The sequence below is a fragment of the Pseudomonas sp. H1h genome, assembly GCF_000633255.1.
Lineage (GTDB): Bacteria > Pseudomonadota > Gammaproteobacteria > Pseudomonadales > Pseudomonadaceae > Aquipseudomonas.
In genome coordinates this window covers 215,320-227,455 of record NZ_AYMJ01000018.1, presented here as the reverse complement: position 1 = coordinate 227,455, position 12,136 = coordinate 215,320, and the positions used below count along the sequence as shown (strand labels likewise).

Here is a 12,136-nt window from a genome sequence, read left to right as displayed (position 1 = left end):
ATGGAACTGGCCAGCCTGATCGGACGCCTCAACCCGGACAACCGTCGCGCCCTCGAACGCGCGGCCCAGCGCTGTTTGCAGCGCGGGCATCACTTTGTCGAGATCGAGCATTTGTTGCTGGAACTGCTCGATATCGAGGGCGGTGATTTTGCTTTTCTGCTGCCGCGTTTTGGATTGGAACGGGATGCACTGACGGCTGAAATCAACAAGGCGCTGGACTTGTTCAAGGCTGGCAGCACGCGTACGCCTGCACTGTCTTCGCACACGTTGGGATTGCTTGAAGATGCGGTGGTGCAAGCGAGTGTGCAGGGGATCGACAGCATTCGTTCCGGGCTTCTGCTGTTGGCATTGATCGACCGTGACGAGCGCCGCAGTCTGTTGCTCAACAGTGCTTCGTCCCTGCTGCGAATTCCCAAGGAGGCCCTGCGGGCGAATCTGCTGGAGTGGACGGAGAACTCCCGCGAACATGCAGGCCCGCGCTCTGTCGCCTCTGGTAACCCGGCGCCACGGCAGGACTCGGTGCTCAATCAGTACACCCAGGACCTGACCGCCGACGCTCACGCCGGACGCATCGACCCGATCGTTGGTCGCGACGGCGAGATTCGCCAGTGCATCGATATTCTTTTGCGGCGCCGGCAGAACAACCCGATTCTGGTTGGCGCACCCGGCGTCGGCAAAACCGCTGTGGTCGAAGGCTTGGCCCTGCGCATCGCCGCCGGGGACGTGCCGCCGTCGTTGCAAGAAGTCAGTCTGCGCGTGCTCGACCTCGGTCTGTTGCAGGCTGGCGCCGGGGTCAAAGGTGAATTCGAACAGCGTTTGAAAGGCGTGATCGACGCGGTACGCAGCGCCGACAAACCGATCATCTTGTTCATCGACGAGGCCCATACGCTGATCGGCGCTGGCGGTGCCGAGGGTGGCAGCGATGCGGCCAACCTGCTCAAGCCAGCGCTGGCCCGAGGCGAGTTGCGCACCCTCGCCGCCACGACCTGGATGGAATACAAGAAATACTTCGAGAAAGACCCGGCCCTCGCCCGCCGCTTCCAACTGGTGCAGGTCGAAGAGCCGGACGAAATCACCGCCGTGGAAATGCTCCGTGGCGTCGCCGCCAAACTCGAACAGCACCATGGCGTGCAGGTGCTCGACGCGGCGATCCATGAAGCGGTGAAACTCTCGCACCGTTACATTTCCGGCCGCCAGTTGCCGGACAAAGCCATCAGCGTCCTCGATACCGCGTGCGCCCGGGTCGCCCTCGGTCAGCACGACGTGCCGCCACCGCTGGAAAGCCTGCGACACCGGCAGAACAGCCTCAAGGATGAAGTCGAACGTTTGCGGCGTGAACAGGCTACCGGCCTGGATCACAGGGAACGCATCACCCTGCTGGAAGATGAATCGAAAACCAATGTGCAGGCCATCCGCGAACTGGAAACCCGCTGGAGCGAAGAACGCGTCGCCGTGCGCGAGCTACTTGAAACACGCCGCGAATTACTGGCGTTGAGCGAAAGTGCCGACAGCGACAAACCGGATGAAGCCACTGACAGCCGCATCGACCATTTGGCCGCCGAATTGCTGCGTCTTGAGGCCGGGCTGGATGCGATTCGCCAAGACGACCCGCTGGTTCCCGAACAGGTCGACAGCAAAACCGTTGCCGCCGTGATCGCCGGTTGGACCGGTATCCCCGTCGGCAAAATGCTTGCCGACGAAGCCCATGCCGTACGTACCCTTGGCCAGCGCATGGGCTTGCGTGTGATGGGCCAGACCACGGCGCTCTCGACCATCGCCCAGCGCCTCCAGGCCTACCGCGCCGGGCTCACCGATCCGCAGAAACCAGTGGGTGTGTTCTTGCTGGTGGGCCCCACGGGCGTCGGCAAAACCGAAACCGCGTATGCGCTGGCCGACGCGCTGTACGGCGGCGAACGCAACCTGATCAGCATCAACCTCTCCGAATATCAGGAAGCCCACACCGTGAGCCAACTCAAGGGCGCCCCTCCGGGTTACGTCGGTTATGGCAGTGGTGGCGTGCTGACGGAAGCGGTACGGCGCAAACCGTATTCGGTGGTGTTGCTGGACGAAATTGAGAAGGCCCACCCGGATGTGCTGGAAGCGTTCTACAACGTCTTCGACAAGGGCTTGATGGAGGACGGCACCGGCCTGGTGGTGGACTTCAAGAACACCGTGATGCTCGCCACCAGCAACGTTGGCGCGGAACTGTTGCTCGATACGCCCGTGTCACAGATCGGCTCTGAAGCCTTCAACGAGGCGCTGCACAAAGTCCTCCTGCAAGCCTTCCGCCCGGCGTTCCTGGCGCGCATGACGGTGGTTGCGTACCGGCCGCTGGATGAGCAGACGCTGGAAGGGATTGTGCTCGCCAAGTTGGAAAAACTACGCGGACGCTACAAGGCAGCGACCGGTAAACAGTTCGAGTTTGACTCGGGAATTGTCAAAGCCGTGCTCGCCAAATGCAGCGCGGCGGGTGCGCGGGATGTCGAGAATGTATTGATGACGCAGGTGACGGGAAAGTTAGCGGAGTGGGTGTTGGAATAACCAGACAAGGAAAACATCATGCCGGCCTTTATGCTCAGCTCAGGATATATAGGAACGCCCTCGGACTACACCGAGATATGCACACTTTTTGCTGGAATGGTCTGGTCTCCCGACGTGGTTACCGTCTATATCACAAATGGCTGGCACACTGGTTTTGAAAGCAGATATAGGCCAACCGCAGGCGGTGGATACGAAGCCTATCTTGCCGAAGTGACTTATTGTGGTTACCGCATGAACTCCGATAGCGCCCCAAAGGCTCATTTCTATTGGAACTGATGAATGTAACAGGACCGAGTGTAAGGGGACAGATCTATTTTTCGCTCCCTGTTCAAAATTGCAATCCGTCATGAATAAAGACAAGGAAACACGCAGCCATGTTCGGAATCCCCTATAAAAACGGAAAACACCTTTGGCTGAGTTCGCCAAAAACGGATTGGTCCCTGGGTACGATGATGTTTGTCTTCGGACATTCAGCCTGGAATCCACAGGATGGCTTCTATTCCCTCCCTAAAGGTTCTCAGGTGGGTTTTTATAACGATGCCGGCGAATTGATGAACGCTGCGAAAGCCAAAGCCATGATCTGGGACGCCAGCGAACTCAAGGCGCCAGATACGATCGTCAAACAATTTCAATCCGTACAAAACCTGCGCCTGTATCCAGCCCCGGAACATCTTGGCGGCGTTCGAGCTGCATTCGATTACGCGTCCCTTCACGGGAATGCCATTCCTGTGCTTACGTCCGCAGAAGATGACCGTGGCGTTACGATGAAAAACATCATTGAGCGCTTTCCGGATAAATACATCATCTGGCTTGGCTGTCGGGGCATGCAGTTCAGGTAGAGGTATCGGAAGAAAAACATTATCCGGATCTAACCCAAGCGTAGTGGCCGACTTATGAGAATCGGAAGCTTCAACGTCGAAAAGAACGGCAAGTCCTCGACCCTCGACAAGCAGACCCAGGTCGATTTCTTTATTCACAATTGCTGCACCAGTGATGCATGGGATGCCGATATTGTTTTTCTGTGTGAAATACATTCTGCTCAGGTCAATAACTACAGATCCAACCTGGCGGCCATCTACAAAAACTACACGGTGCATGCTTTCGATGGCGGCTACTCAAATGCCTACATCGTTATGGTCAAAAGCTTTGAAGCGCTTCAGGTGTGTAGCCAGGGAAGCCTCTTCGGACTGAACAGAGATCTGATCGCTGTGGAAGCCAATGGGGTCAAAAGCTACACCGGCTACGTGTTTCTCGCTCACTTCAAATCCGGGCAAACCGGGCTTACCCGAAGCCAACTCAAGTCCTGCACGGCCTTGGGCGGCAGGTGGGTGGCGACGGGGGACTTGAATCTTGATCACGCCAACGTCGGACAGCTCGACACCGCAGGCCTCGCCTATGAATGTTGGGGCGGTCAGCAAACTCAAAGCAAAGGAGGAATTCTTGATTGGGTTCTGGCTTCCGTAGACGTAAAGGTCAAAGTCGTCGACATCACCGGGCTCGGGCATATCTTCGACATGTCCGGTCCTGATCATCGGCCGATTCTTTTCGACGTCACCGGTTGAGTCCAGCCTTGCAGTGTCATTGAGGAAATCCGATGCCGCGCTCCACCGACAGCAACTCTACCCTTTCCCTGACGGCCGCCTCGCTGTCGGCGCTTTACCCTGATTCGCTGTCCGGCGACGAGGCGCTCAACCTGTTGGGTTCGCAAACCCTCAACGGCCTCAACGACGGCACCGCCCTCACCCTGACCAGCGCTGTCGCCACTCATGTCACCACCACCCTGCACAACGACGCCCAACTCCGTCACTTCGACGCGCTGGTCGCCGAAATCCGCCAACTCCCTGCCGACGCCACCGCCGAGCGCTATCAACTCGTATTGCGCCCGTGGCTCTGGTGGCTGACCCTGGCCAGCAACAACCGCGTGTTCCAGAACCTCGCCACGTCGGACATTGTGACTACGATCTTCAAGGCCCACGGTTTCAGCGATTTCAAACTCTCACTGACCGACAGCTACACCCCACGGGAATATTGCGTGCAGTACGGCGAAACCGATTTCGCTTTCGTCTCGCGGCTGCTGGAAGAGGAAGGCATCTTCTGGTTTTTTACCCACGAGGACGGCAAGCACACGCTGGTGCTGGGTGACAGCAACGATGCTTTCGTACCGATCCCCAACGGGCCGAAGGTCAAATATCTGGGCCAGCAAATGGGCGAGCGTGAGTTGCATGGCATCCGCTCAGGCCAAGTGTGTGTGCAAGCCGTGGCCGGCGTGTACAAGGCGACGGATTACGAATTCACCACGCCGACCACCTCGCTCTATGGCCAGGCCGAAGCCGTGGCCGGGCCGCGTTCGATCTATGAGCATCCCGGCGGTTACAACGCCAAGGCTCGCGGCGATACGTTGACCAAGCAACGCGTCGACGGTTTGCGCAGTGAGGAAAAACGCTTTGTCGGCGAGAGCGACTGCCGCTGGCTGATTCCGGGCCATTGGTTCACCCTCGACGGCCACGAAGACGCAAGCCTGAACATCGATTGGGTCGTCACGCGGGTGACCCACGACGCCAGTCATGAAAGCTATCGCAACCGCTTCGAAGCAATCCCCAAAGCCACACCCTTTCGCCCGCAACGCCTCACGCCCAAACCGCGCATGCATCCACAGACCGCCATCGTCGTTGGCAAGTCCGGCGAGGAAATCTGGACCGACGAGTACGGCCGGATCAAGTTGCAGTTCCCGTGGGATCGCGACGGAAAGAATGACGAAACCAGTTCCTGCTGGGTGCGCGTGGTGCTGCCGTGGAGTGGCAAGGGTTTCGGCATGCAGTTCATTCCGCGCATCGGTCAGGAAGTCATCGTGACCTTTATCGACGGTGATCCGGATCGGCCGCTGGTGACCGGTTGCGTGTACAACGGCGACAACGCCCAGCCCTACGCGCTGCCGGCCAACCAGACGCAATCGGGGATCAAGACCCAGTCGTCCAAGGGGGGTGCCGGATTCAATGAATTGCGCTTCGAGGACAAGAAAGACGCGGAAGAGGTGTTCTTGCAGGCGCAGAAAGACCTGAAAATCAACGTACTCAACGACTCCACCGCCACCGTCGGCCATGACGAAACTCTCACCGTACAAAACGCCCGCACCCGCACGGTCAAGGACGGCGACGAGACCGTAACCCTGGAAAAAGGCAAGCGCAGCGTGACGATTCAGACCGGCAGCGACAGCCTCGATGTGAAGGACAGCCGCACGGTAAAAGTCGGCGCCGACCAGAACCACAGCACCGGCGGCAACTACACCGACAAGGTCACAGGCGATTACAGCCTGACGGTGGACGGCAACCTGACAATCAAAGTCAGCGGCACCCTCACCCTGCAAAGCGGCGGCAGTTTCACGATCAAGAGCGGTGCGGATCTGGCGTCGTCGGCCAGCACCTCGATCACCCACAAGGCTGGAACTGCCTTGACCAATCAGGCCGGCACCTCGCTGGACAACAAGGCCGGGACTACGCTGACCAACGACGCTGGCATCAGCCTGACTAACAAGGGCGCGGCCTCGCAGACTGTGGACGGCGGCGGCATGCTGACCATCAAGGGCGGGCTGGTGCAGGTCAACTGACAGGGAGCAGGCATGGCAATCACACCGCTGGATTTGCAGCAGGATGACAAACAACTCAAGGGTCGTTTGCAGGACGGTCAGCTCGACGGCGCGTTGCAGATCAAGGATGACGGGCGCAAACAAGCGGATCTGAATTACAGCCAGGGTGAATTGCAGGGCATGTCGCTGCTCTATCACCCTAACGGCAAGGTCTCGGCGCAGATGCCGTTTGTGCTCGACAAACTGCAAGGCGTGGCGAGTTTTTATTCGGCCGAGGGTTGGTTGCAGCGCAAGGCCACGTATCGGCGTGGCTTGTTGCATGGCGAGGCGTTCAATTACTTTCCGGATGGGCAAGTGGCGGAAGCGGAGTTTTACCGCGATGGTGTGCGTGAAGGGCGTTATCAACGCTTTCACCTCAACGGCAAGCCAGCGGCGGAGGCACGGTATCTGAACGGCCAGTTGATGGAGCCAGAGCAAGGGTTTGCCGAGGACGGGCGGCCGCTGGGGGCGGACGGCAAACCGATTTCCCGGGTGCGCTGGTGGTATCAGCGGTGGGCGGATCCGCAGCAGGCCTGAGGTTCTCTATTGGCAGCACTGGCCTCTTCGCGAGCAGGCTCACTCCCACATTTGATCGCATTCCAGGGTGGGAGCGGGCTTGCTCGCGAAGAGGCCGGCACCGCCACCACAAGCCTCAGGGAATGAGCATCTGCATCTGCCCCGGCATGACGATCTTGATCACCCCCGCCCAGTTGCACATCAACGTGCTGTTGGCATCAATCGCCGGCATACCGCCCAACAACAACGTCGGCGCGCCGCCGGGAATCCACGGCGTGGCGGTCGCCGGTATGCACGGCATCGGCGTCAATACGCCGAGTGCCGCAGCCGTCGCCGCTGCCACCATCGGATTGGCCATGCTCATGCACACCCCGAACGGCAGGATATTGACCAGCGGTATGTGATCCATGATGTTCGCCGCCGGCATCCCGCCGGTCAGCGTGCGGTTGACCGGCAACACGTTGAGCACCGCCGGGGCGGCGCCGAAACTGCATTGCAGGGTGGCGCTGGCACAGACTTGCGGGCAGCCCATTTCATAGCTCCTTGCTGGACACGGCATACCCGCTAAACCTTAGTCTGCCGCGGCCCGTCGCGCACATTCCCAAAGGTGATTATCCGGCAACACGCTAACCTATAAGACCGACCCGCGCTTGTGACCATCCGAGCGCACCATTAGATTAGCCAATGATGTCTGGCCTCCAAAATAAGCAGAAGGGATAAGCATGGCGCTTACTGACCAGTCCACCCGGATCCGCTCTGGCGAAGAACTCGATGCCAGCCTGATCGATCCGTACCTCAAGGCGCACATTCCGGGCCTGACCGGCTTGCCGGCGATCAGCCAGTTTCCCGGCGGTGCGTCTAACCTGACCTACCTTCTGGAATACCCGCAGCAGGAGTTTGTCCTGCGCCGGCCGCCGTTCGGTCACAAGGCCAAATCCGCCCACGACATGGGCCGCGAATTTCGCATCCTCAATCAACTGCGCGACGGTTTCCCGTACTGCCCCAAGGCCTACGTGCACTGCACCGACGAATCGGTGATCGGCGCCGAGTTCTACGTGATGGAACGGGTCAAGGGCATCATTCTGCGCTCCGACCTGCCGCCGGAACTGGGCCTCGATGCGGTGAAAACCGAAGCGCTGTGCAAGAGTTTCATCGACCGTTTCGTCGAGCTGCACCGTGTCGATTACAACGCCTGCGGTCTCGGTGATCTGGGCAAGCCGCAAGGCTACGTTGCCCGCCAGATCAAGGGCTGGAGCGAACGCTACGAAAAAGCCCTGACCCCGGATGCGCCACATTGGGAACAGGTCAAAGCCTGGCTCAACGACAAGATGCCGGCCGACCACCCGACTTCGAGTATCGTCCACAACGACTACCGTTTCGACAACGTGATCCTCGACCCGGACAACCCGATGCAGATCATCGGCGTGCTCGACTGGGAACTGACCACCCTCGGCGACCCGCTGATGGATCTGGGCAACACCCTCGCCTACTGGATCGAAGCCGGCGACCCGGCACCGGTGCAACTGATGCGCCGCCAGCCGAGCCACGCCCCGGGCATGCTGACCCGCCGCGAATTCGTCGATTATTACGCCGAGCGCTCGGGCATCCAGATCGACAACTTCGACTTCTACTACACCTACGGCCTGTTCCGCCTGGCCGGCATCGTGCAGCAGATCTACTACCGCTTCTACCACGGCCAGACCCAGGACAAACGCTTCGCGCAGTTCATTCACATGAACAAACTGCTGGAGCACATGAGCCTGCAGGTCATTGCGAAATCGAGCCTCTGACGGCCCACACCAAGGAACCCCTATGTCCAAGACTCAGTTGTTCGACCTCGACGGCAAAATCGCTTTCGTCTCCGGCGCCAGCCGCGGCATCGGTGAAGCCATCGCCAAACTGCTGGCCCAGCAAGGCGCCCACGTGATCGTTTCGAGCCGCAAGCTCGAAGGCTGCCAGCACGTCGCCGACGCAATCGTCGCCGCCGGCGGCAAAGCCACCGCCGTGGCCTGCCACATCGGTGAAATGGAGCAGATCAGCCAGGTCTTCGCCGGCATCAAGGAACAATTCGGGCGTCTGGATATCCTGGTCAACAACGCCGCGACCAACCCGCAGTTCTGCAATGTGCTGGACACCGATCTGGGTGCGTTCCAGAAGACGGTCGACGTGAACATCCGGGGCTACTTCTTCATGTCGGTGGAAGCCGGCAAGCTGATGCGCGAAAACGGTGGTGGCAGCATCATCAACGTCGCGTCGATCAACGGTATTTCACCGGGCGTGTTCCAGGGTATCTATTCGGTGACCAAGGCCGCCGTGATCAACATGACCAAGGTCTTCGCCAAGGAATGCGCGCAGTTCGGCATCCGTTGCAACGCCCTGTTGCCCGGCCTGACCGACACCAAGTTTGCTTCGGCGCTGGTGAAGAATGACGCAATCCTCAAGCAGGCGCTGACGCAGATCCCGCTCAAGCGCGTGGCCGACCCGAGTGAAATGGCCGGGGCGGTGTTGTACCTGGCGAGCGATGCGTCGAGCTACACCACCGGGGTTTCGCTGAATGTGGACGGTGGGTTCCTGTCCTGATTCGGCTGACAATCAATAACCCTGTGGGAGCGCGAAGGCGTCGAGTCAGTCAACGTTGATGCTGGATGGGCCGGCCCCTTCGTGAGCAAGCCCACTCCCACCCTTGATCTCGGCCGGGCCCTGAACCGCCATCTATCGCCTATCTTCTGCGGGAGCGGGCTTGCTCGCTCCCACATGGGTTGTATTTCAGGCATCGATGATCTTGGGCAACTTCCGCCCAAAGTCCACCCGCCGCAATCGCGCCGTCAACGGCAAACACTGCGGTCGACCCGAGCCCTCAACGCAAACGCCGCACCACGCTACTGCGTGACACAGCGAGTGGTGGTGATATGCCGAGTGACCTGCTCGTCAACGTACATATCGCCAGACACCTGGGTATTTTCCAGGGTTTGACACGTACGAACCGGCGGCGGCGGAGGTGCAGCAGGCGGCGGTGGCGGAGGACTGGCGCAACCGCCGAGCAGCGCGACGCAAAGGGCCAGCGACAAGAGTGGATACACGCGTTTCCCAGGATTATTCATAGGATGACCCGCGATAAATGGAAGAGCCACTTCCGCAATCACGCCCGACTGCAGCGGATGACAGAAGACCTGACTACTCATTCTTTATAGCCGACCACCTTGTAAGCGCCAGTGAAACGGAGGGGGATGGGGAAATGGGCTGTCGATTTTGCGGGGAAGGATCGGGGGAGTGAATTCAGGGGGAACGGGGGATCGTGAGGCCGCCTTCGCGAGCAGGCTCGCTCCCACAGTGGGAATGGGGGCGTCCTGATGGAGATTGGGCGGCTTTCGGGCCGCCTTCGCCAGCGGGCGAAGGCCTGCAGTGAAGCAAAGCGGCGCGCCCGCTGTGCTCCTGACCATTCAAACCCAGGCAGTCGTTGCCGCAGCAACGGATCTACCCCCAAAACCCCGGCCTAAGCCAAATCCGGATCCCGCGAGGAACGCAACGAATTGCTCTCCAACTCATACCGCAACTCATCCACCAACGCCGCCACTGACTCTGGCGTACGCAACGCATCGAGCTTCAATCCGCTGATCACCAGATCCACCTGCCCCGTCTCCGGGTGATACAACTTCACCGTCAGCGAATGATCACCATCCACCAGACACTCACACGCCAACGGCGAAAAACTCTGCTCCAGGCGCGCGCGCAACTGCGCAAGATTCATCATGGAGGCTGTTCCTTTAGCTGCTTCGAAGGGAGCACGATCCCAAGCCAACCGGCTCGTATCGCACTTCACCAGACTAAGAACACCCCGAGCACGCCAACACCTCCATTTGCACCGGATCAACTAGTGCATTTGCACCTACCGTTGACCCTTGCCACCCCGCTCACCGGAAAACAAACCCCGCTCGCGCGCCCAGACAATCGCCTCGCTACGGCTGTGCACATCGAGCTTGGAATACACCGTCGCCACATGATTACGCACCGTGTTCGGCGCCAGCTTCAGCCGCGCCGCAATCTCCTTGTCGGCCAGCCCTTCACAGATCAGCCCCAGAACATCACGCTCGCGCGCCGTCAGGTCGGTGAACGACACGCTGGGCAGTTGCGGCGAGTTGACCTTCTTCACATTGGCCAGTTTTTCAATCAGCGTACGGCTGAACCACGAGGCGTCTTTCATCACCTCTTCAATCGCCGCCACCAGCTCAAGCTCAGTGCGTTTGCGCTCGGTGATGTCCATCAGCACCAGCAGATAACACGGCGTATCCTGAATATTCACGGTGTCGGCGGACACCGCGCACTCCAGCAGATCCGCGTCCTTCTTGCGCACCCGCACATCGACCCGATCCACCCGTCCGTTTTTTGCCAGTGCGGCCAGCAGCCGGGCGCGGGCGCCATCGTCGTCGATGAAGTTCAGCTGCGTCACGGTTTTGCCCAGTACCTCGTCGCTGTCGTACGCCAGGGTGTCGAGGAACGCCTGATTGACGTCGATCACCTGCTGCTCGTCAGCGCTGCAGATCAGAATCGGCACCGGGGTCAGGCGGAACGCCTTGGCAAACCGCTCTTCACTCTGGCGCAGCGCCACTTCAGCCTTGTGTCGCAGCTCCATGTCGACGAAGGAAAACAGCATGCAGTCCTCGTCGTTGAGCTGCAGCGGCTGACCGGCGACGATCACCTGCTTGCTGCCGCCATCGGGCAGACGCAGTTCGGCCTGCATTTGCGGAATGGTCGCCACATCGCGCAGGCGCTGAATCGCCAGGTCCTTTTTTTCAGCCTGTTCAAAGATGTCGATTTCGTAAGCTGAAGTACCGATCACTTGCTCGCGGGTGTAGCCGGTCATCTCGAGAAAACCGGGATTGACCTTGATGTAGCGCAAATCGCTTAGGCGGCAGATCACCGCCGGTGCCGGGTTGGCGTTGAAGGTCTTTTCGAAGCGCTGTTCGGCGTTGGCCCAATCGGTGACGTCGCTCATGATCAACACCAGCGACTCCGGCTGCCCTTCGCGGTCAGTCAGGATCATGCTGCGCACGCTATGCACCCAGACGTGTTCGGGGTCGTCCACGGCAGACACCTCGATCAGCACGTCGCTGAAGGCCTCGCAACGTGCCGCACGGCTGATGGGGTAGTTGTCCGCTGGCACCGGATGATTGTTGCGATAGCGCAGGCTGAAACGCTTGGCGTACTCGTCAGCGTTGCTGCCCAGCTCACCGATCCGGCTGACCCCGTGCATGGCCAGCGCTGCCTCGTTGGCCCAGAGGATGCTCTGATCGAGTTCCAGCAGAATCACCCCGTCGGACAGCCCGGCAATAATCTGCTGCAACTGGCGACGATTGGTTTCACGGGTCAGGACTTCCTGGCTCATTGGATCTCCACAGGGAATGCGCGTGTGAAGATTACGACCGCAGACGCCCGTGATCGTGCCGACGAGTTCAGCAC

At 59.7% G+C, this 12,136-nt stretch carries 10 protein-coding genes; 7 read left to right on the top strand and 3 right to left on the bottom strand.

Annotation, left to right across the window (positions count from 1 at the left end; all coding sequences use genetic code 11):
* The 5 genes from tssH (at position 1) to U862_RS0116720 (ending at position 6,700) form a co-directional block, all read left to right on the top strand.
* The gene (tssH, locus tag U862_RS0116740; RefSeq protein ID WP_025111449.1) at positions 1-2,541 is read left to right on the top strand and encodes a type VI secretion system ATPase TssH; all 2,541 of its coding nucleotides are present in this window, start codon (positions 1-3) and stop codon (positions 2,539-2,541) included.
* A 374-nt stretch (positions 2,542-2,915) separates the two neighbouring features.
* Positions 2,916-3,380 carry a putative adhesin gene (locus U862_RS0116735; RefSeq protein WP_025111448.1) on the top strand — a complete coding sequence of 155 codons (465 nt, stop codon included), beginning with the start codon at positions 2,916-2,918 and terminating at the stop codon, positions 3,378-3,380.
* A 54-nt stretch (positions 3,381-3,434) separates the two neighbouring features.
* Positions 3,435-4,103, top strand: coding sequence for an endonuclease/exonuclease/phosphatase family protein (locus U862_RS0116730; RefSeq protein WP_025111447.1), 669 nt, complete (start codon positions 3,435-3,437; stop codon positions 4,101-4,103).
* 32 nt (positions 4,104-4,135) lie between these two features.
* On the top strand, positions 4,136-6,145 hold the full coding sequence (tssI, locus tag U862_RS0116725; RefSeq protein WP_025111446.1) for a type VI secretion system tip protein VgrG: 2,010 nt from the start codon (positions 4,136-4,138) through the stop codon (positions 6,143-6,145).
* A 12-nt stretch (positions 6,146-6,157) separates the two neighbouring features.
* The gene (locus tag U862_RS0116720; protein WP_025111445.1) at positions 6,158-6,700 is read left to right on the top strand and encodes a toxin-antitoxin system YwqK family antitoxin; all 543 of its coding nucleotides are present in this window, start codon (positions 6,158-6,160) and stop codon (positions 6,698-6,700) included.
* A 115-nt stretch (positions 6,701-6,815) separates the two neighbouring features.
* Here the strand turns inward: U862_RS0116720 and U862_RS0116715 are convergent, their stop codons facing one another.
* Positions 6,816-7,211 (bottom strand): DUF4280 domain-containing protein, encoded by a 396-nt coding sequence (locus U862_RS0116715; RefSeq protein ID WP_025111444.1) that lies wholly within the window; start codon positions 7,209-7,211, stop codon positions 6,816-6,818.
* Between the two features lie 190 nt (positions 7,212-7,401).
* Here U862_RS0116715 and U862_RS0116710 point away from each other — a divergent pair, with 190 nt between their 5' ends.
* Together U862_RS0116710 and U862_RS0116705 are read left to right on the top strand one after the other, a co-directional pair.
* The gene (locus U862_RS0116710; RefSeq protein ID WP_025111443.1) at positions 7,402-8,469 is read left to right on the top strand and encodes a phosphotransferase family protein; all 1,068 of its coding nucleotides are present in this window, start codon (positions 7,402-7,404) and stop codon (positions 8,467-8,469) included.
* A 22-nt stretch (positions 8,470-8,491) separates the two neighbouring features.
* On the top strand, positions 8,492-9,259 hold the full coding sequence (locus U862_RS0116705) for an SDR family oxidoreductase (protein ID WP_025111442.1): 768 nt from the start codon (positions 8,492-8,494) through the stop codon (positions 9,257-9,259).
* A gap of 913 nt (positions 9,260-10,172) precedes the next feature.
* On the opposite strand, the gene U862_RS0116700 is transcribed toward U862_RS0116705, so the two are convergent.
* Positions 10,173-10,430 (bottom strand): DUF1652 domain-containing protein, encoded by a 258-nt coding sequence (locus U862_RS0116700; RefSeq protein WP_025111441.1) that lies wholly within the window; start codon positions 10,428-10,430, stop codon positions 10,173-10,175.
* A gap of 135 nt (positions 10,431-10,565) precedes the next feature.
* The gene (locus tag U862_RS0116695; protein WP_025111440.1) at positions 10,566-12,062 is read right to left on the bottom strand and encodes a helix-turn-helix transcriptional regulator; all 1,497 of its coding nucleotides are present in this window, start codon (positions 12,060-12,062) and stop codon (positions 10,566-10,568) included.
* Between the last annotated feature and the right edge of the window lie 74 nt (positions 12,063-12,136).

Bases quoted from the DNA above. Each gene is read 5' to 3' on its own strand.
- tssH (WP_025111449.1), top strand. From the start codon at position 1: ATGGAACTGGCCAGCCTGATCGGACGCCTCAACCCGGACAACCGTCGC.
- U862_RS0116735 (WP_025111448.1), top strand. From the start codon at position 2,916: ATGTTCGGAATCCCCTATAAAAACGGAAAACACCTTTGGCTGAGTTCG.
- U862_RS0116730 (WP_025111447.1), top strand. From the start codon at position 3,435: ATGAGAATCGGAAGCTTCAACGTCGAAAAGAACGGCAAGTCCTCGACC.
- tssI (WP_025111446.1), top strand. From the start codon at position 4,136: ATGCCGCGCTCCACCGACAGCAACTCTACCCTTTCCCTGACGGCCGCC.
- U862_RS0116720 (WP_025111445.1), top strand. From the start codon at position 6,158: ATGGCAATCACACCGCTGGATTTGCAGCAGGATGACAAACAACTCAAG.
- U862_RS0116715 (WP_025111444.1), bottom strand. From the start codon at position 7,211: ATGGGCTGCCCGCAAGTCTGTGCCAGCGCCACCCTGCAATGCAGTTTC.
- U862_RS0116710 (WP_025111443.1), top strand. From the start codon at position 7,402: ATGGCGCTTACTGACCAGTCCACCCGGATCCGCTCTGGCGAAGAACTC.
- U862_RS0116705 (WP_025111442.1), top strand. From the start codon at position 8,492: ATGTCCAAGACTCAGTTGTTCGACCTCGACGGCAAAATCGCTTTCGTC.
- U862_RS0116700 (WP_025111441.1), bottom strand. From the start codon at position 10,430: ATGATGAATCTTGCGCAGTTGCGCGCGCGCCTGGAGCAGAGTTTTTCG.
- U862_RS0116695 (WP_025111440.1), bottom strand. From the start codon at position 12,062: ATGAGCCAGGAAGTCCTGACCCGTGAAACCAATCGTCGCCAGTTGCAG.